Source organism: Streptomyces sp. NPDC058221 (assembly GCF_042882365.1).
In the GTDB taxonomy this organism is placed as follows: domain Bacteria; phylum Actinomycetota; class Actinomycetes; order Streptomycetales; family Streptomycetaceae; genus Streptomyces.
Genome location: NZ_JBHVWF010000052.1, coordinates 26,199 through 49,071, shown reverse-complemented (window position 1 = coordinate 49,071; position 22,873 = coordinate 26,199). Strand labels below are relative to the sequence as shown.

Sequence of the window (22,873 nt, the reverse complement as noted above, 5' to 3'; positions counted from 1 at the left end):
CAGGGTACGGGTCCTGGCCCCCGGCGTCCGGGGAGGCAATGCGCGGGCGGCTATGCCCAGAGCTGGCCCTGCAGCGTTTCGATCGCCGCCTCCGTCGTGGGCGCGGTGTAGACCCCCGTCGACAGGTACTTCCAGCCGCCGTCGGCGACGACGAAGACGATGTCGGCCCGCTCGCCGGCCTTGACCGCCTTGTTGCCCACGCCGATCGCGGCGTGCAGCGCGGCCCCGGTGGAGACGCCCGCGAAGATGCCCTCCTGCTGGAGGAGTTCGCGGGTGCGGGTGACGGCGTCGGCCGAGCCGACGGAGAAGCGGGTGGTGAGGACCGAGGCGTCGTAGAGCTCGGGGACGAAGCCCTCGTCGAGGTTGCGCAGGCCGTAGACCAGGTCGTCGTAGCGCGGTTCCGCGGCGACGATCCTGATGCCTTCGACGTTCTCGCGCAGGTAGCGGCCCACGCCCATGAGCGTGCCGGTGGTGCCGAGGCCCGCCACGAAGTGGGTGATCGACGGGAGGTCGGTGAGGATCTCCGGGCCGGTGGTGGCGTAGTGGGCGCCCGCGTTGTCGGGGTTGCCGTACTGGTAGAGCATCACCCAGTCCGGGTGCTCCGCCGACAGTTCCTTGGCGACGCGGACGGCGGTGTTGGAGCCGCCCGCCGCCGGGGAGGAGATGATCTCGGCGCCCCACATGGCGAGCAGGTCGCGCCGTTCCTGCGAGGTGTTCTCGGGCATGACGCAGACGATGCGGTAGCCCTTGAGCTTGGCCGCCATGGCGAGCGAGATGCCGGTGTTGCCGCTGGTGGGTTCGAGGATGGTGCAGCCGGGGGTGAGCCGGCCGTCCTTCTCGGCCTGCTCGACCATGTGGAGTGCGGGGCGGTCCTTGATCGAGCCGGTGGGGTTGCGGTCCTCCAGCTTGGCCCAGATGCGGACGTCGTCCGACGGTGACAGCCGCGGCAGGCGGACGAGCGGGGTGTTGCCCACTGCGGCGAGCGGGCTGTCGTAGCGCATCAGTTCATGCCACCGGCGACGGCCGGGAGGATGGTGATGTTGTCGCCGTCGCTGAGCTTGGTGGAGATGCCGTCGAGGAAGCGGACGTCCTCGTCGTTCAGGTAGACGTTCACGAAGCGGCGGAGCTGGTCGCCGTCGACGATGCGCTCACGGATGCCGGTGTGGCGGCTCTCCAGGTCCGTGAAGAGGTCGGCGAGGGTGTCCCCGTTGCCCTCGACGGCCTTGGCGCCGTCGGTGTAGGTGCGGAGGATGGTCGGGATGCGGACCTCGATGGCCATGGCGTGGGCTCCTGTCGAAGCGGAGTGGTGGCGGTGGGCGTGGGGCGCGCGGCTCTGCCCCCGCGCAGGGGTGGGGCGTGTGTGGGTGGGGCCCGGACGGGCGGCGCCGGGCCTCGGCCGGGCTCAGGCCTCGCGGCCGGCGGCCCGGTGGTTCGTACAGATCGCGCTGGAGAGCCGGCACAGGTCGACGTGCAGGCGCGCCACGAGCAGCATGCCCGGCGTCTTGTCGCTCACGTCATGGAGAACCATGCGGTCATCGTATCGATTCCCGGCCCGGGAATCGGAAGGGGATCTCACCTGATGGACGATTGGTGTTCGACAGGCGGACAGGGCCGCGGTCGGCGGCCCTGTCCGGCCGGTGCGCGGGGTACCGGCGGCCGCGGTCAGACGGCGGTGTAAGCGTCGACGACCTCGACGTCCTCCTCGGTGATCTCTCCGTCCACGATGCGGTACGAGCGGAACTGGAAGGGTCCCTCCCCGTCGGCGTCGGCGGTCGATACGAGGACGTAGTGGGCGCCTGGTTCGTTGGCATAGGTGACGTCGGTACGGGAGGGGTAGGCCTCGGTCGCCGTGTGCGAGTGGTAGACGATCACGGGTTCCTCGTCGCGGTCGTCCATGTCGCGGTAGAGCTTGAGGAGGTCGGCCGAGTCGAATTCGTAGAACGTGGGTGAGCGGGCCGCGTTGAGCATGGGGATGAAGCGTTCGGCGCGGCCGGTTCCGGCCGGCCCGGCGACCACGCCGCACGCCTCGTCGGGGTGGTCGGCGCGGGAGTGCGCGACGATCTGGTCGTACAGCGCCTGGGTGATGGTCAGCATGGCGCCAGGATAGGACGGCGGGCCGCCGCGTACCGAGGAGTGGTACACGGCGGCCCGTATCGTGGACGCGGCCCTTGGGGCGGCTGACCGTCCGGGGGATGCGCCAGTGGGTTCAGCGGCCGGCGAAGGCCTTGTTCCCGGGGTTGCGGGCCTTGAGGACCAGGTACGAGACGCCGAGGATCAGGGCCCACAGGGGTGCGCAGTACAGCGAGATCCTGGTGTCCTTGTCGATGCCCATCATGACGATGACCAGGCCGAGGAAGGCGAGGGCGAAGACGCTGGTGTACGGGGCTCCGGGGGCCCGGAAGGCGGACTGCGGGAGGACTCCGCGGTCGGCCAGCCGGCGGTAGCGGATCTGGCTGATCAGGATCATGATCCAGGCCCACATGCCGGAGATGGTGGCGAAGGAGACGACGTAGGTGAAGGCGTCGCCGGGCCACTGGTAGTTGATCCAGACGCCGACGAGCATGAGGGCGGCCGAGACGGTGGTGCCGACGAGCGGGGTGCCGCTCCTGGTCAGCCGGGTGAAGAACTTCGGGCCCTGTCCGTTGAGCGCGAGGTCGCGCAGCATGCGGCCGGTGGAGTACATGCCGGAGTTGCAGGAGGAGAGTGCCGCGGTCAGGACGACGAAGTTGACGATGCCCGCGCCGAGGCCGAGGCCCATCTTCTCGAAGGCCTCGACGAACGGGGAGACGCCCGGTGAGAACTCGGTCCAGGGGACCACCGAGAGGATCATGATGAGCGCGCCGACGTAGAAGACGGCGATGCGCCACGGCACGGTGTTGATGGCCTTGGGCAGGACGGTCTTCGGGTCCTTGGACTCGCCCGCGGTGACGCCGACGAGTTCGACGGCGAGGAAGGCGAACATCACGATCTGCAGGGTCATCAGGGTGCCCTTGATGCCGTGCGGGAAGAATCCGCCGTCGGCCCAGAGGTGGGTGACGGTCGCGGTGTCACCGGCGTCGGAGAAGCCGAGGGTGAGGATTCCGGCGCAGATGAGGATCATGCCGATGATGGCGGTGACCTTGACCATGGAGAACCAGAATTCGAGCTCGCCGAAGAGCTTCACGGAGATCAGGTTCACGCCGTACAGAATGATCGTGAAGATCAGTGCGGACACCCATTGCGGAATGTCGAACCAGAACGTCATGTACTGGGCCGCTGCGGTGACTTCGGTGATTCCGGTGACCACCCAGAAAAGCCAGTAGGTCCAGCCGGTGACGAATCCGGCGAAGGGCCCGATGAATTCGCGGGCGTACTCCGAGAAGGAGCCCGTGACCGGGCGGTACATGAGGAGTTCGCCGAGCGCCCGCATGATGAAGAAGATCACCAGGCCCGCGATGGCATAGGCGAGGATGAGGCTGGGTCCGGCCTTGGCGATGGCCTTGCCGGCACCGAGGAAGAGGCCGGTGCCGATGGCGCCGCCGATCGCGATCATCTGGATCTGGCGTGCGCCGAGGGCGCGCTGGTAGCCCTCGGCAGAGGTGGTGCCCGCGGCCGCGGCCTGCGGGTCCTCCTGTCCCTGGTCGACCTTTGCCGATGTCATGTGGTGCGCCTTTCTCCACGCCGATCCGAGCCTTGCGGCTGCGGATCAGGTCCTGATCCCCCCGGATATGGATGGAGTGCCACCGGCTGTTGCCGGTTCTTAGCGCCCTCGGGAAACAGGGGTGGCGTCCCCCGAGTGGTCGTGAAGATTTATCACGGGCACCTCGGTGATCCACCGGACATTATGTGGCGCACACCACAGGAAAAAGCGGACAACGGGGTCCAGCTCACTGCAAAGAAGGCCGATCAGGTGACGTGATCGTTATTTGGATTTGAGCGTCCGTTGAGCGAACACGATGCGGTGGCGCGTATGCGCCGGGTTACGGCATCAGGGTCTCGACAAGCGTTTCCTGGAGTGCGCCGAGCCAGAGATAGGCCATGACCATGGGCTTGCGCGGATCACTGTCGGGCAGCCGGTAGAGCGAGCCGTCCTCGCCGCCGTCCTCGTCGGAGACCTCCAGCCGGGTGCCGATGGTCAGCCTCAGGTCGTTGAGGGAGCCCAGCCAGCTGCGGCACTCGTCGGCGGTGAGCCCGAGTACGGCGCCGCTGTCGTCGGCGGGCGTGAGCGCGTCGAGAGTACGGACGACGACCAGGGCGTCGTCGCGCTTGCGGGTGCGCAGGTCGTTCTCGGTGAAGCGGCGGAACTCGGCGGACGCGGCTCGCAGTTCGCTGTCCTCGTCGCCGTAGGCCTCCGGGAAGAGCCGCGCCACGGCCGGGTCGCTGGGCGGCTCGCTGGGGCCTTCGGTGAAGAGCGCGGCGAGCGGGTCCTCGCCCTCGGCGGGTTCGTCGCCGGGGCCGATGAGCTCCAGCAGCTGGACGGCGAGGGAGCGCAGGATCGCGATCTCCACCTCGTCGAGCGCGACGGCCGCGCCGCCGCCGGGGGTGGCCTCGAAGTGGCCGGCCATGGGTTGACTCCGATGGTGGTCGGGCGGGGACGTCGGTGCGGTGCGGGTGCCGCTGCGGCGAGCCGCTAGTTGCGGTCCTGGGTGAGTGTGGCCCACAGCCCGTAGCCGTGCATGGCCTGGACGTCGCGTTCCATCTCCTCGCGGCTGCCGCTGGAGACGACGGCGCGCCCCTTCTGATGGACGTCGAGCATCAGCTTGTGCGCCTTGTCCTTGGAATAGCCGAAATAGGCCTGGAAGACATAGGTCACATAGCTCATGAGGTTGACCGGGTCGTTGTGGACCAGCGTCACCCAGGGGACGTCGGGCTCGGGGACAACGAGGTTCTCCTCGGCCGATTCGGGACGTTCGATCTCTACGGGGGCGACGCTCACCTACCCCATGCTGCCACCCGGGAGGGGTCATCGCACAAACGGCCCCGGCATCGTGGCGGGCCCGGCACCCCCATCTCGTCACTTTGACGAAATAGGGGTAGCATCCCCGGCATGAACTCTGCGGACCTTGGGCGACGGGTCGGTGTGCCCTCGACAGCGCTCTTCACCGACCAGTACGAGCTCACGATGGTGCAGGCCGCGCTGAAGGCCGGCACCGCCGACCGGCGCTCGGTCTTCGAGGCGTTCACCCGCCGGCTGCCCGAGGGGCGGCGCTACGGCGTCGTCGCGGGCATCGGGCGGGTTCTGGACGCCGTCGAGAACTTCCACTTCGACGACGAGATGCTCACCTTCCTGCGCGACCAGAACGTCGTCGACGGGCCGACGCTCGCCTATCTGGCCGATTACCGCTTCAGCGGGGACATCTGGGGCTACCCGGAGGGCGAGGTGTACTTCCCCGGCTCGCCGATCCTGCGCGTCGAGGGCTCCTTCGCCGAATGCGTGCTGCTGGAGACGGTGATCCTTTCGATCCTCAACCACGACTCGGCCATCGCCGCCGCCGCCTCACGGATGTCGGCGGCGGCGGGCGGCCGCGGGCTGATCGAGATGGGTGCACGACGCACCCATGAGCTGTCGGCGGTGGCCTCGGCCCGCGCCGCGTACATCGGCGGCTTCGACACCACATCCGACCTCGCCGCGGGCTTCCGCTACAACATCCCGACCGTCGGGACGAGCGCCCACGCCTTCACCCTGCTGCACGACTCCGAGCGCGACGCGTTCCGGGCCCAGGTCGACTCACTGGGGCGCGACACGACGCTGCTGGTCGACACGTACGACGTCACGGCAGCGGTCCGTACCGCGGTCGAGGTCGCCGGGACGGAGCTCGGGGCGGTACGGATCGACTCCGGCGACCTGCTGCTGGTCGCACACCGGGTGCGCCAGCAGCTGGACGAGCTGGGTGCGACGGGTACGAAGATCGTGGTGACCTCGGACCTGGACGAGTACGCCATCGCCTCGCTGGCCGCCGCGCCGGTGGACGCGTACGGGGTGGGCACCCAGCTGGTGACCGGCAGCGGGCAGCCGACCTGCTCGATGGTCTACAAGCTGGTCGCCCGAGCCGGCTCCGCCGATCCGGCGGACCCGCTGCGGCCGGTGGCGAAGAAGTCGCTGGGCGCGAAGACCTCGATCGGTGGCCGCAAGTGGGCGGCGCGCCCGCTGGACGAGGACGGGGTGGCCGAGGCCGAGGTGATCGGGACCGGTCCCGTGCCGCCGGAGCTGGCCGACCGGCAGCTGCTGGTCGAGCTGGTCCGGGACGGTGAGGTGGTCGCGGCCGCGCGGGAGCCGCTGGATGCGGCGCGTGAGCGGCATATCGCGGCGCGGGCGGGGCTGCCGATGTCCGCGATGCAGTTGTCGCGGGGTGAGCCGGTGCTGCCCACGTTGTACGTGTGAGGGGGCGAGGTGCGGTGCGAGGTGCCGGGGGCGCCCGGTGGCCGCTTTGTCCTCAAGCGCCGGACGGGCTTGGTTGGCCCGATGGGCTCGATGTGCCGGACGGGCTTGGTTTTGCCCGACGCGCTTGATATGGCCGCGCCTCTCCCTAAGGGGTGGCCGAGTCTCTAGGCTCGGTGTCACCCCCGTAACCGCCTCTCCTCCCTCTCCCCCACCTAAGGACACCCGCCATGCACCGCGCCTTGATCGTCGTGGACGTTCAGAACGACTTCTGTGAGGGCGGCAGCCTCGCGGTGACGGGGGGCGCGGATGTCGCCGCCGCCATCACCGATCTGATCGGTGACGCCCAGCCGGGCTACCGGCACGTGGTGGCCACCCGTGATCATCACATCGACCCCGGCGACCACTTCTCGCAGGCGCCGGACTTCGAGCACTCCTGGCCGGCGCACTGCGTGGCCGGGACGGAGGGGGTGGGCTTCCACCCCAATTTCGCGCCCGCGGTCGCCTCCGGCGCCATCGACACGGTCTTCGACAAAGGTGCCTACGCCGCCGCGTACAGCGGCTTCGAGGGCCTGGACGAGAACGGTGTGACGCTGGCCGAGTGGCTGCGCGACCGCGGGGTCGACGCGGTCGACGTGGTCGGCATCGCGACCGACCACTGCGTCCGGGCCACCGCGCTGGACGCGGTCCGTGAGGGCTTCGCCACGCATGTCCTGCTCGATCTGACCGCGGGCGTCTCCGAGGCGACGACGGACCGGGCGCTGACGGAGCTCCGGGGCGCGGGCGTGGTGCTCACCGGCAAGCCGGTGGTCTGAGCCGTCGGAGCGGTCAGCTCTGCCGGGCCGGCAGGGCGGGCCTCAGGAGCGCCTGGATCGGGTGCCAGAGCTCCTGCGCCCGCTCGGGTCTCGCGCGCCAGAGCAGGCCGTCCGGGTGGTGCAGGACGGCGGTGATCTCGTCCGGGGTGGGCGGTTCGGCGTTGCCTCGGAGGTAGACGGCGCGCAGTCCCAGATTGCGCAGCCGGGTCAGTGCGCGGGCCCGGTTCACCGCGTGCACGAGTACGCGTACCGGGGTGTCCGGTCCCACGCTCTGCGCCGGACTCGACAGGGTGATCGCGACGACCACGCTGCCGTTCGGCAACTTGCTGAATCCTCCGCCGGCCATACTCCGAGCTCCCCCGTAAGACGTGGTGTCAATAAGAAACGGAACAAGAGGCACCTAAACACGATCGGCCGCCGCCCGCTAGAGGGCGACGGCCGATCATGCTGTGACCTGCGGTGATAACGGATTACTTCTTCGAGGCACCAACCTGGACGGTCATCGTGTCGCCGCTGAGCGGCTCGCTGATGATCGAGATCTTGGTGTTGGTGTCAGCGACCTGAACGCTTCCGGTCTTGTTCTCCTTGTACCAGTAGGTTCCCTTGTGGTCGTCGAAGGCCGGCACGCCGAGCTGCGGCTTGATCTTCGTGGCCACGTCACCGTTGTGCAGCGTGAAGCCGTCGGTGGGGTACCAGCTGAACGGGGCGTCGAAGGGCTGGATCTTGTTGCGGATGACCGTGCCGTCCGACCACTTCAGCGGCTTGGCGTGCGCGTCGACCGGCAGGATCAGGCCCTGGCCCGGGTGGACCGAGACGTTGTTGTCCTTCTGGGAGGTGTCCCAGAGCCAGATGAGCAGACCGTTCTGGTACGGGAAGTGCTCGACCCAGTCCGGACGGGTGTTGGAGAAGCCGAAGTTGTACGGGCCGACCTTGAGGGTCTGGTCGTAGCTGACGTACTGGCGGTTCTCCGCGAGGTAGTACTGCGGGTAGTCCTTGGTGAACGACTTGCCGACCCGCGAGAAGCCCTTCGCGGTCCAGCCGTTGTCGTCGCCCTCGGCGTTGTCCGTGAAGAGCGCGGCACCGTCCGCGTTGACCGCGATGGTGTCGGCCGCGAAGCCCACGCCGCCCGCGCCGCCGTCGGTGGCGTAGCGGAAGCGGATGTCGATCTTCTTGCCCGCGTAGGCGTCCAGCGAGTACGAGAGCTTCTGGTACTTGCCGGAGACGTCGGTCAGGGCCGGCTTGTCACTGGCGTCGCGCGGGATCGCCTTGCCGTCGGCGGTGCCGTCGATCGCGGTCCAGCTGGTTCCGCCGTTCTCGGACACCTCGGTGTAGAGGTAGTCGTAGTCCGCCTCGATGTCCCACCAGCCGGCGAGGTCGAGGGAGGCCTTGGACTTGCCGGTCAGGTCGACCGGGCGGGACAGGGTGTTGCTGAGGTTGTCACCCATGTCGCTCCACCACTGCTTGGCGCCCTCCGCGGGCTCCGTGACAGAGGTGGTGACGGCCTTGTCGGGCAGCGTGACGACGAGCGCCTGTTTGTCCTTGGTGTTGTACTCGGACACGCCCAGCTTGTGGGTGGACTTCGTCGCGGCCTTGGCCTCGCCGTAGTTGAGCCAGCCCAGCTGGAGCTTGTCCCAGGCGGTCATGTCGCCGGGCAGGTCACCGATGCTGTTCTTACCGGTGCCGAGCCAGGAGCCGGCCGACATCAGGGACCAGAAACCGACCGAGTTCTCGGCGGTGTTGGTGGTGTCGTAGAGGTCCGGCAGACCGAGGTCGTGGCCGTACTCGTGGGCGAAGACGCCCAGGCCGCCGTTCTCGGGCTGTGCGGTGTAGTCGCCGACCCAGACGCCGGTGTCACCGATCTGGGTGCCGCCGGCCTTGTTCTCGGCCGGGCCGGTCGCGCCGGCGTCCGTGCCGTAGGCGTACCAGCGGTGCGCCCAGATGGCGTTGGTGCCCTCGACGCCGCCGCCGGCCGACTCGTCCTCACCGGCGTGCACGACCTGGAAGTGGTCGATGTAGCCGTCCGGCTCGTTGAAGTCGCCGTCGTTGTCGTAGTCGTAACGGTCCCACTGGTCGTACTGGGCGAGATCGGTCTTGATCTGCTCGGGCGTACGGCCCTTGGCCTTCTGGTCGGCGGCCCAGGCGGTCACGCCGTCCTTGATCATGTCCCAGGCGTTGGAGCAGTTGGTCGAACCGCAGTAGTTCGAGCCGTAACGCGCCTCGTTGTACGGGACCTTGACCCAGTCGGAGACCTCGCCGTCGACCGAGTAGCGCCCGGAGGACGTCTTCTCGTAGTAGGTCTTGAGCGAGTCCTTGCCGGCACCCTCACCGAAGTACAGGTCCTGGAAGTGGGCCTGGTTGTAATCGGCCTGCCAGGCGGTGCTGTTGTCCTTCTTGGGGTCCGGCTCGGCTATCTTGTTGTGCGCCGGTCCGGGCGTGCCGCCGTACTTCGGGACGGGCGGCTTGGGGCCGTCGCCGTCCGGGTCGTACGTGGTCGTGTTGTCGACCTTGTCGCCGAACTCCACCAGGATGGTGAAGATCTTGTCGGTCTTCTCCCGGCCGAGCTCGACGTACTTGTTGGTGTCGAGCTTGACGACGTTGGAGCCGCTGCGCGCGGACACCTTCTTGTCGCCGGATATGACCTGTTCCAGGGCGGCCTGACGCTGAGCGTCCTGCTGCTTGCTGAACGGGCCCTCCAGGTTGTGCGCGTCGCCCTCGGCCGACCCCGGGTCCCGGCGGTCGATGCTGGTGGCGGCGGTTCCTGACGCCTTGTCATCAGCCTGAGCGGTGGCGAAGGCGGATGCGGTTGCGGCGGTCGCGGCCATGGCCACGACAACCGCTCCGGTGCGAAGCGCCCGTCTCTTAATGATCACGTGATGCAGTCCTCCCCGGCGCCCGCGGCTGCGGCCTGGGAGTGTGAAGGGGCCGCGCGCGGAAACGCGTCACAAGTGACGACATTCGACCGGAGTTACGTGAGAAAAGACAGACCTTGACTTGAACAGACCAAGTGCACTATGCAGGAGGACATTTCCGTTATCCGGACGAGTGCTCCGCGGCCAACCGGCGCGCCGAAGCCCTCAATTGGAACAGAGAATGACTCCGTGCGCCCCCCGTGCTCCGGCACTGTGGGTTAGGTCATGCTTACTACACGTTCCGCCAGGGCATCCACCGTCGTAGAGTCGCTTGACAGTGCGACCGTGTTGAGAGACCGCCCATCCGACGTCCCGAGGACGGATAACGCCATGCCGCGTCCTACAGCTGCACAGCTCTCCTACGGTTCGGTCACCGTCGTCTTCTCGACCCTCGCCATGCTGCTGCTGTCCCGCACCAGTTCGGACCTCGGCATCGCCGTGATCGGTACGGTCGCGCTCGCGCTCGGCCTGCTGGTGGCCGTCACCGTGCCCGCCCCGGCGCGCCGGCGGACGGCAGGAGCGACGACGGGAGCCACGGTGCCCGCACACCGGGGCACCCGCCCCGCCGCCGGACCCGAGGGCCGCTCCCTCGATCACGTACAGCGCAGGATCCCGGCCGCACGCGAGCACTCGCTGCGGCGCTGACAGCCGACCGGGCCGGGAGAGTGCCGACACGCCCTCCCGGGCCGATCCGCCCCTGATCCACCGGACAGCCCTCAGGTGTTGGTGGTCACCACCACCGTCTTGGCCGCCTTGTCCTGCAGCCCCTGCCGGTACGGCTTGTCCGTGAACATCAGCACGATGTTGATCAGCCACCACAGGCACGGGCAGCACAGCAGCGCCGGGAGCCACAGCACCACGGCCCGCAGGAACGAGCTCCCGGTGTCCGGCACACTGCCGTCGTTGAGCATCGCGACCCGCAGCTTCAGCAGCCGCTTGCCGAGGGTCCGGCCGTCCTTGTGCGTGAAGTACGTGTCGTAGCCGACGTAGATCACCAGGCCGATCAGCGACCAGAGCAGCTGATGGCCGCTGTACGTCTGGGCGAAGATGTCGCCCACGTCGTCGTTTCCGTTGTCGTTGTTCGACACCTCCACCGCGCCGCCCCAGGGCAGCGAGATGAGGTACAGCGGGATCGAGATGATCAGGAAGTCGATCAGCCGGGCCAGGATGCGCTTGCCGGGCTCGGCGAGCGGTGGCATGCCCGCGAGCGGATCCGCGCCTCCGAACCCACCTCCGCCGTAGGGGCCGGGATCGTACGGCGGAGGTGGCGGCGCGCTGTCGTAGGGCGAACCCGATGACGGCGGCTGGGGCTCGTGCGGCTTCTTGAGGAACGGGTCGTCCTCGGGCGGCTGACCGGACGTCGGCTGATCGTTGCTCATGGGGGCAGTGCACCCCGCCGCACAGGCCCCCGCAACGGCTCAGGTGCGTTCGGGGGAACGGAAACCGTCCGACGGCCCTCACCCGATGAGCCGTCAGCCGTGCGGGTCCGTTCCCGACCCGGGGGCAGGGGCCCGCTCAGCCGGCCACGAAGGTGCGGGCCGCCTTGTCGTGCCAGCACTGGCGCCACGGCTTGTCGATCAGGCACCACAGCACGTTGACGACCCCGATCACCAGGACACCCAGCACGCCGTAGACCAGCCAGCGGCGCAGCGCGGCGCCGAAGGTGGGCGCCTCGCGGGATTCGATGTCCTGTACGTCGAGCCCGCAGAGCTTCTTGCCGAGCGTACGGCCCCACTTCGCGGTCGGCAGCGCCTCCAGGAGGACGCCGAGCACCAGGAAGGCGCCGAGGACCGCGGCGGCCAGTCCGGCCGTGGTGGAGTCCAGCAGCCAGACGGTGACCGTCTCGCCGGACACCTTGGCCGCGTCGATCTTCTCGTCGATGTGGTCCGCGGCCTGTGTCGCGAGGGGTACGGCGACGGCGCCGACCAGTGCGGACAGGACGACGGTGTCGATGAGCCGGGCGGCGAACCGCTTGCCGAGCGCGGCCGGCCGGGCCGACGTCCGGGCGGCGGCGAGTTGCTGGAAGTGGTCGTCGACCGGGGGCTTCCAGGGCACGACGGGCTGGTCCGGCTGGGATTGCTGAGCTGCCTGGGACTGCTGAGGGAAGGCGGGCCGCTGCTGCGCGGGCGCCCGCGGCAGGGCGGTCTGCTCGGGCCCGGCCTGCTGCGGGCCCTGCTGGGCCCAGGAGGCGGCGCCGGGGCCGGGCGCCGGCGGGCTGTTGAGCCGGGCCGGGTCCTGGGCGGCCGGATCCTGCCGCGCGGGCCCCGGAGCGGGCGTGGAGGGCCGGGGGGAGGCCGGTGCGGCGGGCCCGGAGGATCGGGGGGAGGCCGCAGCGGCGCCGGGGCCGATCGCGCGGATCGTCATCGTCCCGTCGGCGGGCGGCTGTTCCGCGTCGCGCGGGGCCGGCGGCGTGCGGCCCGGGCCCAGGGCGCGGATCGCGACCGTGCCGTCGGCGGGCGGGTGCCCGGTGTCCCGGTCGCCGCCGCCGGGGCGGCCGGGGCGGGCGACCCGGATGGCGACGGTGTTCTCGGCTCCGTCGCCGCCGTCCCGCATGCCCGGCAGCGCGCCGTCTGCGGGCTCCGGCCGCACGGGGCTGCGGGGGTCGGCCGGCGTGCGGTCGGCCGGGGTATCGGCTGCGGGGGTGCGGACGGCCGGGGAACGGTCGCCGGAGGAACGGACGGCCGGGGAGCGGTCGGGCGTGTCGGCCGCCGGGGCACCGCTCGCGGGCGTACGCGGACCGGGGCCGGGCTCCGGCTGTCCGCCCTGCTGCGGGGGCTGTCCGGTGCCGCCCCAGGAGACCCGGCGGTCGCGCTCGCCGCCGAAGCCGTTCTGCCGGGAGACATCGGCCTGCCAGGCGGTCGACGGTTCGGGCCGGCCGGCGTCGTCGAGCGGCTCCTCGTCGAAGAAGAGCGGACCTGTCTCGTCCACCGGGGCGGGGCCGGGCTGCTGCGGTCCTGCCGCCTCCGCGGTGGGTGCCGCGGGCATCGCCTCGCCCCCCTGCGGGGCGGGCCTGCTGGTGCCCGGCACCCACGAAGCGCCGTTCCAGTACCGGACGTATCCGGGAATGGACGGGTCGGGGTAGTACCCCTCGCGGGGGCTTTCGTCACCGGGTGCCGGGGTTGGGGCGCTCATCACCGTGGTCCCGTATCTCTTCGAGGCTTTGGACCGGCCGGCAGTTGGGGGGAGCCGGTCCTCATACAAGGGTCCACATCTATCAGACGCCCGCGTACCCCCGGGCCCGTCCGGGTGTTTGGGACACTTTCCGGTCACCCCGAAATTTTTTCCCGAAGTCGCGTAATGGATGGCGGGCAGGGCGCTCTCTCCCTGTGCAGGCCGGTCGTGGGACCGGCTCACAGGCCTGGAAAGGACGCCTCATGGACACCGTCGTGGAACGCGAGCTGGAGCTCAAGCTGGTCCTGTCGCCCGAGCGCAGCATCCCCGTGCCCGCCCGGCTGACGTATCGCACCCAGGACCCGTACGCCGTGCACATCACCTTCCACATCGGCTCGGACGCCCCCGTCTACTGGACGTTCGCCCGCGATCTGCTGGTGGAGGGCGTGTTCCGGCCGTGCGGGCACGGGGACGTGCGGATCTGGCCGACCAAGGTCGACCGCCGCAGCGTCATCTGTGTGGCGCTGACCTCGCCCGACGGCAACGCCCTGCTGGAGGTGCCGTCGGTCGCGGTGGCCACCTGGGTGGAGCGGACGCTGGTGGTGGTTCCGCCCGGTACGGAGAGCGGGCGGCTCGGCATCGACGAGGGCCTCGCCGAGCTGCTGGCGCCGCTGCCGGCCGACGACCTGTGGATGAGCGACCCCTGGCCGTCGGACGAGTCGCAGGACGGGGAGAGTTGAGATGCCCGCGGGGGCGCGGTCAGAACACCTTGCCCGGGTTGAGCAGCCCCAGCGGGTCGAAGGCCTGCTTGATCCCCCGGTGCAGTTCGACGCTCACCTCGCCGAGTTCCCGGGCGAGCCACTCCTTCTTGAGTACGCCCACGCCGTGTTCGCCCGTGATCGTGCCGCCGAGTTCGAGGCCGAGCGCCATGATCTCGTCGAAGGACTCGCGGGCCCGCCGGGACTCGTCGGCGTCGGTGTGGTCGAAGCAGACGACGGGGTGGGTGTTGCCGTCGCCCGCGTGGGCGCACACGCCGATGGTGAGGTCGTACTTCTCTGCGACGGCCGCGGTGCCCTCCAGCATGGCGCCGAGCCTGGAGCGCGGGACGCACACGTCGTCGATCATCGTGGCGGACTTGACGGTCTCCAGGGCGGTGAGCGACATCCGCCGGGCCTGGAGCAGCATTTCGGACTCGGCCTCGTCGTCGGCGGGGACGACCTCGGTGGCGCCGGCGGCCGTGCAGAGCTCGGCGACGGCGGCCAGATCGGCCGCGGGGTCGGGAGTGTCGAAGGCGGCGAGCAGGAGCGCCTCGGTGGAGTCGGGGAGGCCCATGTTCGCCATCTTGTTGACGGCACGGACTGTTGTACGGTCCATCAGTTCGAGGAGTGACGGGGTGTGCCCCCGCTCCATGATCCGGCAGACCGCGTCGCAGGCGCTCGCCGCGCTGGGGAACTCGGCGGCCAGGGCGAGCTGCCGGGGCGGCTGCGGCTTGAGCGCGAGCACGGCCTTGACGACGATCCCGAGGCTGCCCTCGGAGCCGACGAGGAGCCGGGTGAGGTCGTATCCGGCGACGCCCTTCGCGGTGCGGCGGCCGGTGCTGAGGAGGCGTCCGTCCGCGAGGACGACGTCGAGGCCGAGGACGTATTCGGCGGTGACCCCGTACTTCACGCAGCACAGCCCGCCGGACGCGGTGCCGATGTTGCCGCCGATGGTGCACATCTCCCAGCTGGAGGGGTCCGGCGGGTAGTACAGCCCGTGCTCGTTGACCGCCCGGGACAGCACCGCGTTGATGACGCCCGGCTCCACCACGGCGATCCGGTCGACGGGGCTGATCTCCAGGATCCGGTCCATCCTGACCAGGGAGAGCACGATGCAGCCGTCGGAGGCGTTGGCGGCGCCCGACAGGCCCGTGCGGGCTCCCTGGGGGACGACCGGGACGCGCAGCGCGGTGGCGGTGCGCATGATGTGCTGGACCTGCTCGACGGTGCGTGGGAGGGCGACCACGGCCGGGGTGCCCGCCTCGCAGAAGCTCGCCATGTCGTTGGCGTAGGAGGCGGTGATGTCCGGATCGGTGATCAGGGACTCGGCCGGCAGCCCCGCACGCAGTAGTTCGAGAAGATCGTCCATGATCCAAGACTGGCACCCGGGCCCATTGGTGTGAACCCGTATGCGGCAGCCTTCATAAGACGCGGTGCGATCTTCGTACTGACGCAGAGTGATCGGCATGGACGTCACTCCGCAGCAGCCCCCGGCGGCCCCCGGGTCGGACCACTCCCCCGACACCGCGTACGCCCCGCCCTGTGAATCCCCTCCCCCCTTGCCGCCGGACCCCGTGTCTCTGGCCGAGCCGCCGCCCGCCTCGATGCGCACGACCCTGCGCCGGGCCGCGTTCGGCGCGGTGGCGGGTGCGGTGCTGGTGACGGGTGCGGTGGTCGCCGTGCCCGACGAGGACAAGGACGCCGCGCCACCGCTCCCCGGTCCTGTGTCCCGGGCGATGACGGCCACGACGGCCGGCTCCCCCGCCTCGCTCTCCGATCTGACGGCGCTCATCGGGGACCGGCAGAAGTGGGTGGGCACCCACCCCTCGGACGCGCAGTCGTGGGCGGTGCTGGGGTCGGCGTACGTGGAGTGGGGCCGGCGCGCCGCGGACGCGGCGTACTACACCCGGGCCGAGCAGGCGCTGAAACGGTCGCTGAACGTGCAGCCGGGCGACCGGGGGAACGAGGCGGCCTGGGTGGGTCTCGCCTCGCTCGCCAACGCCAGGCACGACTTCACCACGGCGAAGAAGTGGGGCGAGACGGTACGGTCCCGGCAGCCGAAGCAGTGGGCGGTGTACCCGGAGCTGATCGACGCGTACAACGGCCTCGGCGACCTCAAGTCGGCGACCACGGCGGTGGAGAAATACGCGGCGCTGCGGTCGGGCGTCCCGTCGCTGGGCCGGACGGCGGAGATGTACCGGGACCGCGGCTGGCGCGAGGACGCGCTCGCCACCGCGCAGGACGCGGCCGGCCGGGCGGGGACGCCCGCGGAGAAGGCGGCCTGTCTGTCCCGGCTGGGCGAGCTGGCCTGGGAGCGGGGCGAGCCGGAGGAGGCCGTGGCCCAGTACGGGGCCGCGCTGCGCACCGACGGCGCCCATCACCCGTCCCTCGCGGGACGGGCGCGTGCGCTGGCGGCCCTCGGCCGCACCGACGAGGCGCTGCGGGACTACCAGGCGGCCATCGCCAAGTCCCCCCGCCCCGAATACCTGCTGGAACTGGGCGAGTTGTACGAGTCGCTCGGTCTGGACGGCGACTCCGTCAACCAGTACGCGCGGCTGCGCAAGGCGCTGGCCGGTGCCGGGAGCCAGGGGGTGGACGACGCGCTGCTCCTCGGCCGGTTCGAGGCGGCGCACGGGGATGCGAACGCCGCGGTGGAGCAATTGCAGTCGGAGTGGGACCGCGGGCACCACAGCGCGGCCGTGTCCGACGCGCTGGGCTGGGCACTGCACCGCTCGGGCGATTCGGCCTCGGCTCTGGAGTACGCGCAGAAGGCGGTCGACTCGGGCGGCCAGAACGCGTCGTACGCGTACCACCTGGGTATGGTCCAGCGGGCGTTGAACGACTTCGGTCCGGCCCGCCGCCATCTGGAGGAGGCGCTGCGTACGAACCCGAAGTTCTCGCCGCTGGACGCACCCCTGGCGCAGGAGGCGCTGGACACCCTGGGGACGCCGCCTGCGGGTGGCCCGCAGGACATGCAGCCGGCCCCGCCGCCGGCGCCCGACCCCGCGCAGCCCCCCGCGCCCGAGCCCGATCCGGTGGAGCCTGCGGCGCCCGCCGGGGGTTCCGGGCAGGCTCCGGCTGCCGCGGCGGGGCCGCAGGGGCAGAAGGCGGAGCCTGCTCCGCGGAAGTCCGCCGCGGGGGGTGCCGGCAGCGCCCCGCACACCCCGGCGAAGCCGTCCGCCAAGCACTCGCCGGCTGCCGGCCACTGACGCGACGCCGACGGGCGGGCCGGAATCCGGCCCGCCCGTGGTGGTCGCCCGCGCCCCGACCGGGGCGCGCCTGGGATCAGAGGTTGCCGCGCCGCTCCTGCTCGCGCTCGATCGCCTCGAACAGGGCCTTGAAGTTGCCCTTTCCGAAGCCCATCGAGCCGTGCCGCTCGATCATCTCGAAGAACACGGTGGGCCGGTCCTGGACCGGCTTGGTGAAGATCTGCAGCAGGTAGCCGTCCTCGTCGCGGTCGACCAGGATCTTCAGCTCGCGCAGGGTCTCCACGGGCACCCGGGTCTCGCCCGCCCACTCGCCGAGCGTGTCGTAGTAGGAGTCCGGGGTGTCGAGGAACTGGACACCGGCCGCGCGCATCGCCTTCACGGAGGCGACGATGTCGTTGGTGGCGAGCGCGATGTGCTGGACGCCGGCGCCGCCGTAGAACTCCAGGTACTCGTCGATCTGGGACTTCTTCTTGGCGACGGCCGGCTCGTTGATCGGGAACTTGACCTTGAGCGTGCCGTCGGCCACCACCTTGGACATGAGTGCGGAGTACTCGGTGGCGATGTCGTCGCCCACGAACTCCTTCATGTTGGTGAAGCCCATGACCTTGTTGTAGAAGCCGACCCACTCGTTCATCCGGCCGAGCTCGACGTTGCCGACGCAGTGGTCGATGGCCTGGAAGGTGCGCTTGGCGGGCGGCTCGACGATGGGGGCGGCCGCTGCGTAGCCGGGGAGGTAGGGGCCGTCGTAGCCGCCGCGCTCGACGAGGGTGTGCCGGGTCTTGCCGTACGTGGCGATGGCGGCCAGGACGACCGTGCCGTGCTCGTCCTTCACCTCGTGCGGCTCGGTCAGGCCGAGAGCGCCGTGCCCGACCGCGTAGGCGTACGCGGCGCGGGCGTCGGGGACCTCGATGGCCAGGTCGACGACACCGTCGCCGTGCTCGGCCACGTGCTCGGCGAGGAAGCGGCCGTGGTCCGTGGCCGGCTTGATGACGGAGGTGAAGACGAAGCGGGCGGAGCCGGTGGTCAGTACGTAACTGGCCGTCTCGCGGCTGCCGTTCTCCGGTCCGGAGTAGGCGACCAGCTTCATGCCGAACGCGGTCGAGTAGTAGTGCGCGGCCTGCTTGGCGTTGCCGACCGCGAAGACGACCGCGTCCATGCCCTTGACCGGGAAGGGATCGGCCTGCCGGGAGGTGTCGGGGGTGCTGTGCATCGTCTCAGTCATGTCCGAAGGTTCCCGCCGCTTCGCAAGGTGCGCAACAGTTCGCGTATTCGCTGGGCATTCTGCCCAGCGGATGGCCATGATGGCCGGACTATCTGTACATCGTGACCATCCCTGTGCCCTCCCGGAGGCGGACCGTGGCGATCGATCATCTGGACGGGCGGCTCATCGTGCTCCTGGCGCGCGAGCCCCGGATCGGCGTGCTGGAGGCATCGCGCCGGCTCGGCGTGGCACGCGGGACGGTGCAGGCGCGGCTCGACCGGCTTCAGTCGAATGGCGTCATCCGCGGATTCGGCCCGGACGTGGATCCGGCGGCGCTCGGCTATCCCGTCACGGCGTTCGCGACGCTGGAGATCAAGCAGGGCCAAGGCGTCGACGTGCGCACGCATTTGAGCTCCGTACCGGAGGTGCTGGAGCTGCACACCACGACCGGGCAGGGCGACATGTTCTGCCGCCTCGTGGCCCGTTCCAACGCCGATCTTCAGCGGGTGATCGACCGGGTTGTCGGATTTGATGGCATTGTCCGGGCCTCCACGGCCATCGTCATGGAGAACCCCGTACCCCTGCGCATCATTCCGCTCGTCGAACAGGCGGCGCAGGACACCGACTGAGCCGAGGAGTGCCGTGTGAGCTTCTGGGAGTATCTGAGCAACCGGCACCAACAGCTGCTGACCGACGCGTTCCAGCACGTCAGCGCAGTCTTCCAGTGCATGGTCATCGCGACGCTGCTGGGCGTTCTGATCGGTGTCGTCAGCTACCGCAGCGGCTGGGGCGGCTCGCTGGCGATCACCTCGACGGCGACCGTCCTGACCATTCCGTCCCTCGCCGCGATCGGTCTGCTGATCCCGCTGGTCGGCCTCGGTGTGGCACCGACCGTGATCACCCTGACGCTGTACGGGCTGCTGCCCATCGTCCGTAACTCCATCGTCGGACTGCGCGGCGTCGACCCGGCGCTCGTGGACGCGGCCAAGGGCATCGGGATGTCGCGGGTCGCCCGGCTCCTCAAGGTGGAACTCCCGCTCGCCTGGCCGCCGATCCTCACCGGCATCCGGGTGGCCACCCAGATGCTGATGGGCATCGCCGCCATCGCCGCGTACGCCTCCGGGCCGGGCCTCGGCAACGAGATCTTCCGCGGCATCGCCTCGCTGGGCAGTGCCAACGCGATCAATCAGGTGCTCGCCGGCACGCTCGGCATCGTCATCCTCGCCCTGCTCTTCGACGCCGCGTACGTGCTGCTGGGGCGGCTCACCATCCCGAGGGGGATCCGTGTCTGAGACCGCCGCCGAGACCGATCCGGCACCGCAGGTCAACGCCACCTCCGGCGCCACCATCCAGCTGGAGAACCTGACGAAGCTCTATCCGGGCAATCCCAACCCGGCCGTGGACAACGTCTCGATGGACATCAAGGCGGGCGAGACCGTGATCCTCGTCGGCCCGTCCGGCTGCGGGAAGTCGACCACACTGAAGATGATCAACCGGCTGATCGAGCCGACGTCCGGCCGGATCCGGATCGGCGACGAGGACGTCACCGACATGGACCCGGTGAAGCTGCGCCGGAAGATCGGTTACGCGATCCAGTCGTCCGGGCTCTTCCCGCACATGACGGTCGCCGAGAACATCGCCCTCGTACCGAAGATGATCGGCTGGTCGAAGTCGAAGGTGAAGGACCGGGTGGAGGAGATGCTCGACCTGGTCGGCCTCGACCCGCGCGAGTACCACGGCCGCTACCCGCGCGCCCTGTCCGGCGGCCAGCAGCAGCGGGTGGGCGTGGCCCGGGCGCTGGCCGCCGATCCGCCGGTGCTGCTGATGGACGAGCCGTTCGGCGCGGTCGACCCGATCACCCGCGACCACCTCCAGGACGAGCTGATCCGGCTCCAGCACGAACTGCACAAGACGATCGTCTTCGTCACCCATGACTTCGACGAGGCGATCAAGCTGGGCGACCGGATCGCCGTGCTGCGCGAGCGCTCCCACATCGCGCAGTTCGATACCCCGGAGGCCATCCTCACCAACCCGACGGACGACTTCGTCTCCGGTTTCGTCGGGGCCGGTGCGGCGCTGAAGCGGCTCAACCTCACCCGGGTACGGGACGTGGAGATCGCCGAGTTCCCCACGGTGACGGTCGACGACCCGCTCCAGTCGATCTTCAACAAGCTGCGCAGCGGCTCGCACAACGAGCTGCTGATGCTGGACCGCAGGAACCGCCCCTACAAGTGGCTGCGGCGTGGTGACCTGATGCGGGCGCGCGGTTCGCTGGCGCGGGCCGGGCAGCTGGTGCACGACACGGTGACCAGAGACGCGACACTGCACGACGCGCTGGAGGCGGTGCTGATCGACAGCGGCGGGCGGGTCGCGGTGACCGGGCGGCGTGGCGAGTTCATCGGGGTGGTCGACATGCACACCCTGATGAACTCCGTCCAGGAGCTCCTGGAGGCCGACCGGCTCACCGCCATCGAGCACCAGCACGACCTGGAGGAGCTGCGCTCCCACCAGACCGTTCAGGAGCTGGAGGGCGGTGCGGACGTATGACGCCCAGCTCCCGGTCCCCCGGTCCCACCGGACGGGTCCCGGCATCCGACCGTGACCGCCCGCCGGGCGAGCACGACGTCAAGGGCCATGTCTTCCGTGACGAGGAGGAGGAACCGCCCCCCGCGCAGGCCCGGCCGGCGCGCCGGATCACCTGGCGCAAGCTGGTGACGGTGCCGGCGGCGCTCGCGGTGGTGCTGATCGTCACCTACGTGTGGATCAACAACATCCACCTCGATCCGATCGCGGAGAACTCGCTCGCGGGCGACACGGTCCAGGTCAGGTGGTGGCAGCACGTCAGGCTGACGGCCATCTCGACCTTCTGGGTGCTCATCATCGCCATTCCGCTGGGCATCGCGCTGACCCGGCGGCGGCTGCGCAAGGGCGCCCCGGTGGTCACGGCGATCGCCAACATCGGGCAGGCGACCCCGGCGATCGGCCTGCTGGCGCTGCTGGTGATCTGGCTGGGCATCGGGCCGTCGACGGCGATCACGGGCATGGTGATCTACGCGGTGCTGCCGGTGCTCTCCAATACGGTCGCCGGCCTGAAGGCGATCGAGCCGACCCTGGTGGAGGCCTCGCGCGGCATCGGGATGTCGGCGACGGGGACGCTCACCAAGGTCGAACTGCCGCTCGCGGTACCGCTGATCCTGGCCGGGGTGCGGACCGCGCTGGTGCTCAACGTGGGCACGGCGACCCTGGCGACGTTCGGGGGCGGCGGCGGGCTGGGGGACCTGATCACCTCGGGCATCCAGACCCAGCGGATGCCGGTGCTGGTGCTCGGTTCCGTACTGACGGTGGTGCTGGCGCTGCTGGTGGACTGGCTGGCTTCGCTGGTCGAGGTGGCCCTGACGCCGCGCGGACTGGAGGTGGGGTGATGCGCCCGGTGAACAGGCGTACGAGGCGCGGGGTGCGGGCCGGTCTGGCGGGGGCGGCGGCGCTGGCGCTGCTGCTCTCCGGATGCGGCCTGAAGAGCGGTTCGCCGATGGTCGACGACGTGCGGCCGGGGTCCGTGGGCAAGGGCGAGCCGCTGGACGGCGCCTCGCTGACCGTCACCTCGAAGAACTTCAGCGAGAACATCATCCTGGGCCAGATGATCGGCCTGATCTTCAAGGCCGCCGGCGCGGAGGTGCTGGACCGGACGAACCTGCCCGGGTCGATCAGCGCGCGCGAGGCGATCCGCCAGGGCGACGCCGATGCGATGTACGAGTACACGGGCACCGCCTGGATCACGTATCTGGGCCACTCGAAGCCGATCGTCGACCCGCTGAAGCAGTGGCAGGCGGTGCGCGACGCGGACCGTAAGAACGGGGTGGTCTGGCTGCCGCAGTCCACCCTCAACAACACCTACGCGCTGGCGATCAGCAAGAAGAACAACGCGAAGTACCACCTCAAGACGCTCTCCGACGTCGCCGCACTGGCGAAGAAGAACCCCTCGGCGGTGACCGTCTGCGTGGAGAACGAGTTCGCCTCCCGCAACGACGGGCTGCCGGGCATGGAGAAGGCGTACGGAATGTCGCTCCCGGCCTCCAACATCAAGAAGATGGACGCGGGGATCGTCTACACCCAGGTGTCGAAGTCCAACTCCTGCCTGCTGGGCGAGGTGTTCACCACCGACGGCCGGATCAAGGCGATGAACCTCGATGTGCTGGACGACAACAAGCACTTCTTCCCCAACTACAACGCGGCGCCCGTCATCCACGCCGCGACCTTCGAGAAGTACCCCGTGATCGCGGCCCTCCTCGACCCGCTCAGCGCCCGGCTGACCACGGAGGTCGCGCAGGTGCTGAACGCCAAGGTGGACGTCGAGGGGGAGGACCCGCACGAGGTGGCGAAGGACTGGCTGGTCAAGGAGGGGTTCATCAAGGAGGGCTGAGCGGGCCGGGTTGCCGTCGGCCGAGTTGCCGTCGGCCGGGTTGCCGTCGGCCGAGTTCCAAAGAAGTCGCTGCAAAGAACCTGTTGCAAAGC

23 protein-coding genes are annotated in these 22,873 nt (G+C 69.9%); 10 read left to right on the top strand and 13 right to left on the bottom strand.

The window, feature by feature from the left end; translation table 11 throughout:
* Positions 1-50 precede the first annotated feature (50 nt).
* The 7 genes from ACFVW8_RS18580 to clpS form a co-directional block, all read right to left on the bottom strand.
* Positions 51-1,001, bottom strand: coding sequence for a PLP-dependent cysteine synthase family protein (locus ACFVW8_RS18580; protein ID WP_389691210.1), 951 nt, complete (start codon positions 999-1,001; stop codon positions 51-53).
* Complete coding sequence (locus ACFVW8_RS18575) at positions 1,001-1,279, bottom strand: MoaD/ThiS family protein (protein ID WP_266779301.1); 279 nt, start codon at positions 1,277-1,279, stop codon at positions 1,001-1,003. The genes ACFVW8_RS18580 and ACFVW8_RS18575 overlap by 1 nt, the downstream gene beginning before the upstream one ends.
* 123 nt (positions 1,280-1,402) lie before the next feature.
* A complete protein-coding gene (locus ACFVW8_RS18570; RefSeq protein WP_389691208.1) occupies positions 1,403-1,528 on the bottom strand; it encodes a putative leader peptide in 126 nt (41 codons plus the stop codon).
* Positions 1,529-1,662: 134 nt separating this feature from the next.
* Complete coding sequence (locus ACFVW8_RS18565; RefSeq protein WP_389691206.1) at positions 1,663-2,094, bottom strand: Mov34/MPN/PAD-1 family protein; 432 nt, start codon at positions 2,092-2,094, stop codon at positions 1,663-1,665.
* A 112-nt stretch (positions 2,095-2,206) separates the two neighbouring features.
* Positions 2,207-3,640 carry an amino acid permease gene (locus tag ACFVW8_RS18560; protein ID WP_389691204.1) on the bottom strand — a complete coding sequence of 478 codons (1,434 nt, stop codon included), beginning with the start codon at positions 3,638-3,640 and terminating at the stop codon, positions 2,207-2,209.
* Between the two features lie 319 nt (positions 3,641-3,959).
* Positions 3,960-4,544 carry a DUF2017 domain-containing protein gene (locus ACFVW8_RS18555; RefSeq protein WP_389691202.1) on the bottom strand — a complete coding sequence of 195 codons (585 nt, stop codon included), beginning with the start codon at positions 4,542-4,544 and terminating at the stop codon, positions 3,960-3,962.
* Positions 4,545-4,609: 65 nt separating this feature from the next.
* The gene (gene clpS / locus ACFVW8_RS18550) at positions 4,610-4,915 is read right to left on the bottom strand and encodes an ATP-dependent Clp protease adapter ClpS (RefSeq protein ID WP_018555894.1); all 306 of its coding nucleotides are present in this window, start codon (positions 4,913-4,915) and stop codon (positions 4,610-4,612) included.
* A 111-nt stretch (positions 4,916-5,026) separates the two neighbouring features.
* Here clpS and ACFVW8_RS18545 point away from each other — a divergent pair, with 111 nt between their 5' ends.
* Positions 5,027-6,361 (top strand): nicotinate phosphoribosyltransferase, encoded by a 1,335-nt coding sequence (locus ACFVW8_RS18545; RefSeq protein ID WP_389691199.1) that lies wholly within the window; start codon positions 5,027-5,029, stop codon positions 6,359-6,361.
* 227 nt (positions 6,362-6,588) lie between these two features.
* Positions 6,589-7,173 carry an isochorismatase family protein gene (locus ACFVW8_RS18540; RefSeq protein ID WP_389691197.1) on the top strand — a complete coding sequence of 195 codons (585 nt, stop codon included), beginning with the start codon at positions 6,589-6,591 and terminating at the stop codon, positions 7,171-7,173.
* A 13-nt stretch (positions 7,174-7,186) separates the two neighbouring features.
* Here ACFVW8_RS18540 and ACFVW8_RS18535 read toward each other — a convergent pair whose 3' ends face one another.
* On the bottom strand, positions 7,187-7,519 hold the full coding sequence (locus ACFVW8_RS18535) for a hypothetical protein (protein WP_389691195.1): 333 nt from the start codon (positions 7,517-7,519) through the stop codon (positions 7,187-7,189).
* 124 nt (positions 7,520-7,643) lie between these two features.
* A complete protein-coding gene (locus ACFVW8_RS18530) occupies positions 7,644-10,043 on the bottom strand; it encodes an immune inhibitor A domain-containing protein (protein WP_389691193.1) in 2,400 nt (799 codons plus the stop codon).
* A 369-nt stretch (positions 10,044-10,412) separates the two neighbouring features.
* Between ACFVW8_RS18530 and ACFVW8_RS18525 the strand changes: the two genes are divergently transcribed.
* Complete coding sequence (locus tag ACFVW8_RS18525; protein ID WP_389691191.1) at positions 10,413-10,727, top strand: hypothetical protein; 315 nt, start codon at positions 10,413-10,415, stop codon at positions 10,725-10,727.
* A gap of 71 nt (positions 10,728-10,798) precedes the next feature.
* Here ACFVW8_RS18525 and ACFVW8_RS18520 read toward each other — a convergent pair whose 3' ends face one another.
* Both ACFVW8_RS18520 and ACFVW8_RS18515 read right to left on the bottom strand, forming a co-directional pair.
* Positions 10,799-11,461, bottom strand: a complete 663-nt coding sequence (locus ACFVW8_RS18520; RefSeq protein ID WP_389691189.1) for an RDD family protein — start codon at positions 11,459-11,461, stop codon at positions 10,799-10,801.
* Positions 11,462-11,597: 136 nt separating this feature from the next.
* Positions 11,598-13,214 carry an RDD family protein gene (locus tag ACFVW8_RS18515; RefSeq protein WP_389691187.1) on the bottom strand — a complete coding sequence of 539 codons (1,617 nt, stop codon included), beginning with the start codon at positions 13,212-13,214 and terminating at the stop codon, positions 11,598-11,600.
* Between the two features lie 242 nt (positions 13,215-13,456).
* Here ACFVW8_RS18515 and ACFVW8_RS18510 point away from each other — a divergent pair, with 242 nt between their 5' ends.
* A complete protein-coding gene (locus ACFVW8_RS18510; RefSeq protein ID WP_389691185.1) occupies positions 13,457-13,933 on the top strand; it encodes an SsgA family sporulation/cell division regulator in 477 nt (158 codons plus the stop codon).
* A 19-nt stretch (positions 13,934-13,952) separates the two neighbouring features.
* Here ACFVW8_RS18510 and ACFVW8_RS18505 read toward each other — a convergent pair whose 3' ends face one another.
* Positions 13,953-15,320 carry an FAD-binding oxidoreductase gene (locus tag ACFVW8_RS18505; protein WP_389691183.1) on the bottom strand — a complete coding sequence of 456 codons (1,368 nt, stop codon included), beginning with the start codon at positions 15,318-15,320 and terminating at the stop codon, positions 13,953-13,955.
* 97 nt (positions 15,321-15,417) lie between these two features.
* Here ACFVW8_RS18505 and ACFVW8_RS18500 point away from each other — a divergent pair, with 97 nt between their 5' ends.
* Entirely contained in the window at positions 15,418-17,160 is a 1,743-nt protein-coding gene (locus ACFVW8_RS18500; protein WP_389691181.1) for a tetratricopeptide repeat protein, read from the top strand.
* 76 nt (positions 17,161-17,236) lie between these two features.
* Here ACFVW8_RS18500 and hppD read toward each other — a convergent pair whose 3' ends face one another.
* Positions 17,237-18,382 carry a 4-hydroxyphenylpyruvate dioxygenase gene (hppD, locus tag ACFVW8_RS18495; protein ID WP_389691179.1) on the bottom strand — a complete coding sequence of 382 codons (1,146 nt, stop codon included), beginning with the start codon at positions 18,380-18,382 and terminating at the stop codon, positions 17,237-17,239.
* Positions 18,383-18,516: 134 nt separating this feature from the next.
* On the opposite strand from hppD, the gene ACFVW8_RS18490 reads away from it, so the two are divergent.
* Genes ACFVW8_RS18490 through ACFVW8_RS18470 form a run of 5 tightly spaced genes read left to right on the top strand, consistent with a single transcriptional unit; the run spans position 18,517 to position 22,781 of the window.
* Entirely contained in the window at positions 18,517-18,990 is a 474-nt protein-coding gene (locus tag ACFVW8_RS18490) for an Lrp/AsnC family transcriptional regulator (RefSeq protein WP_389691177.1), read from the top strand.
* 15 nt (positions 18,991-19,005) lie between these two features.
* Positions 19,006-19,653, top strand: a complete 648-nt coding sequence (locus tag ACFVW8_RS18485; protein ID WP_389691175.1) for an ABC transporter permease — start codon at positions 19,006-19,008, stop codon at positions 19,651-19,653.
* The gene (locus ACFVW8_RS18480; protein WP_389691173.1) at positions 19,646-20,908 is read left to right on the top strand and encodes a betaine/proline/choline family ABC transporter ATP-binding protein; all 1,263 of its coding nucleotides are present in this window, start codon (positions 19,646-19,648) and stop codon (positions 20,906-20,908) included. Before ACFVW8_RS18485 ends, ACFVW8_RS18480 begins: the two co-directional genes overlap by 8 nt.
* Positions 20,905-21,783, top strand: coding sequence for an ABC transporter permease (locus ACFVW8_RS18475; RefSeq protein ID WP_389691171.1), 879 nt, complete (start codon positions 20,905-20,907; stop codon positions 21,781-21,783). The genes ACFVW8_RS18480 and ACFVW8_RS18475 overlap by 4 nt, the downstream gene beginning before the upstream one ends.
* The gene (locus ACFVW8_RS18470; protein ID WP_389691169.1) at positions 21,783-22,781 is read left to right on the top strand and encodes a glycine betaine ABC transporter substrate-binding protein; all 999 of its coding nucleotides are present in this window, start codon (positions 21,783-21,785) and stop codon (positions 22,779-22,781) included. Before ACFVW8_RS18475 ends, ACFVW8_RS18470 begins: the two co-directional genes overlap by 1 nt.
* Positions 22,782-22,873: the final 92 nt, after the last annotated feature.

Bases quoted from the DNA above. Each gene is read 5' to 3' on its own strand.
- ACFVW8_RS18575 (WP_266779301.1), bottom strand. From the start codon at position 1,279: ATGGCCATCGAGGTCCGCATCCCGACCATCCTCCGCACCTACACCGAC.
- ACFVW8_RS18565 (WP_389691206.1), bottom strand. From the start codon at position 2,094: ATGCTGACCATCACCCAGGCGCTGTACGACCAGATCGTCGCGCACTCC.
- ACFVW8_RS18560 (WP_389691204.1), bottom strand. From the start codon at position 3,640: ATGACATCGGCAAAGGTCGACCAGGGACAGGAGGACCCGCAGGCCGCG.
- ACFVW8_RS18510 (WP_389691185.1), top strand. From the start codon at position 13,457: ATGGACACCGTCGTGGAACGCGAGCTGGAGCTCAAGCTGGTCCTGTCG.
- hppD (WP_389691179.1), bottom strand. From the start codon at position 18,382: ATGACTGAGACGATGCACAGCACCCCCGACACCTCCCGGCAGGCCGAT.
- ACFVW8_RS18500 (WP_389691181.1), top strand. From the start codon at position 15,418: ATGGACGTCACTCCGCAGCAGCCCCCGGCGGCCCCCGGGTCGGACCAC.
- ACFVW8_RS18535 (WP_389691195.1), bottom strand. From the start codon at position 7,519: ATGGCCGGCGGAGGATTCAGCAAGTTGCCGAACGGCAGCGTGGTCGTC.
- ACFVW8_RS18515 (WP_389691187.1), bottom strand. From the start codon at position 13,214: ATGAGCGCCCCAACCCCGGCACCCGGTGACGAAAGCCCCCGCGAGGGG.
- ACFVW8_RS18555 (WP_389691202.1), bottom strand. From the start codon at position 4,544: ATGGCCGGCCACTTCGAGGCCACCCCCGGCGGCGGCGCGGCCGTCGCG.
- ACFVW8_RS18505 (WP_389691183.1), bottom strand. From the start codon at position 15,320: ATGGACGATCTTCTCGAACTACTGCGTGCGGGGCTGCCGGCCGAGTCC.
- ACFVW8_RS18545 (WP_389691199.1), top strand. From the start codon at position 5,027: ATGAACTCTGCGGACCTTGGGCGACGGGTCGGTGTGCCCTCGACAGCG.
- ACFVW8_RS18520 (WP_389691189.1), bottom strand. From the start codon at position 11,461: ATGAGCAACGATCAGCCGACGTCCGGTCAGCCGCCCGAGGACGACCCG.
- ACFVW8_RS18525 (WP_389691191.1), top strand. From the start codon at position 10,413: ATGCCGCGTCCTACAGCTGCACAGCTCTCCTACGGTTCGGTCACCGTC.
- ACFVW8_RS18540 (WP_389691197.1), top strand. From the start codon at position 6,589: ATGCACCGCGCCTTGATCGTCGTGGACGTTCAGAACGACTTCTGTGAG.
- ACFVW8_RS18475 (WP_389691171.1), top strand. From the start codon at position 20,905: ATGACGCCCAGCTCCCGGTCCCCCGGTCCCACCGGACGGGTCCCGGCA.
- ACFVW8_RS18470 (WP_389691169.1), top strand. From the start codon at position 21,783: ATGCGCCCGGTGAACAGGCGTACGAGGCGCGGGGTGCGGGCCGGTCTG.
- ACFVW8_RS18580 (WP_389691210.1), bottom strand. From the start codon at position 1,001: ATGCGCTACGACAGCCCGCTCGCCGCAGTGGGCAACACCCCGCTCGTC.
- ACFVW8_RS18570 (WP_389691208.1), bottom strand. From the start codon at position 1,528: ATGGTTCTCCATGACGTGAGCGACAAGACGCCGGGCATGCTGCTCGTG.